Consider the following 955-nt stretch of genomic DNA (forward strand, 5'->3'; position numbering starts at 1 on the left):
GGCCAGAGGTCGAGCTCGGCCCTCGGGCGGCGAGCGAGCAAGGCGACGAAGAGCTCGCGAAGGCCTGGCCATGAAGGTGCAGCGCCGCCGGCGGKCAGTAGCGGAATTCTTTCGTGGAAGGTGTTCGACCAGAGATCGGAAAGCAGATGGATCGCTACACGATGCACCCACCATTGCGGCAAAAGGTTCAATTCCGCGCAGATTGCGAGACTCTCACGAAGTTGGGCGATTGCGTTGTCAAGAAGCGCACRCTCGCCGCGATCCAGTGCGAGAAGGAACATCGCGAAGGCGCCAAAAAACGTGTCTGTCAGCGCCAGATCCAGGCCTTCGAAGAGGAAGTCTTGGCCATCACGGTCMTCCGCATCGGCGGCCGGCTCGGCGAGGCGTTGCTGAAAGAGCGCAGAGATGGTTGCGTCCGAGCCTCGGCCGTCGAGACGGAAGGCGTAGACTCGTGCCCTCAACTCGGTGATGTCACGTCGCATCAAAAGCGCGAGTGCCTGCTCGATCGGGGAAAAATTCTCCTCGGCTGCAACGACCGTGAGTAGTGAATAGGCTCGAGCTGATAAATGCGCGAGGTGATAGCTTGCGGCTGCCATGACGAAATGGAAGTCGCGATCCGCCTCGGTGCGGTTGCCTTTCGCCATAACCGCTTCAAGCGCGGTTGCCGCCTGCTCAAATGCGATACGTGCTTGGTTTGGATCGCCGCCAAGTTCKAGCAGGCGCAGTCCCAGCCCAAGCAAGCCGTAGGCGTAACTATGGAGATCGAAGCTGAGCTGGGGCGAGAAGGCGGGGGCATMAGGAGGTAAAACACCGTCACGCCATATCATGGCGCGCGCCTGGCCTCGCGCGATGAGTCTGCCGCGAAAGCCGGTCGTTGCCGCGTCCGTGATKGCCGCTATGATTGCTTCAGGGCTGGTTGGCATCGGCAATTACCTGAGCGTATACGGCCCCAACG

General features: G+C 60.8%; 1 pseudogene. It reads right to left on the bottom strand.

From position 1 onward, the window contains the following. A pseudogene (locus QD357_RS32575) lies at positions 1-827 on the bottom strand (DEAD/DEAH box helicase); the annotation flags it as partial. Positions 828-955: the final 128 nt, after the last annotated feature.

This window comes from Rhizobium sp. BR 317, from assembly GCF_047445835.1.
GTDB classification, from domain to species: Bacteria; Pseudomonadota; Alphaproteobacteria; order Rhizobiales; family Rhizobiaceae; genus Rhizobium; species Rhizobium paranaense.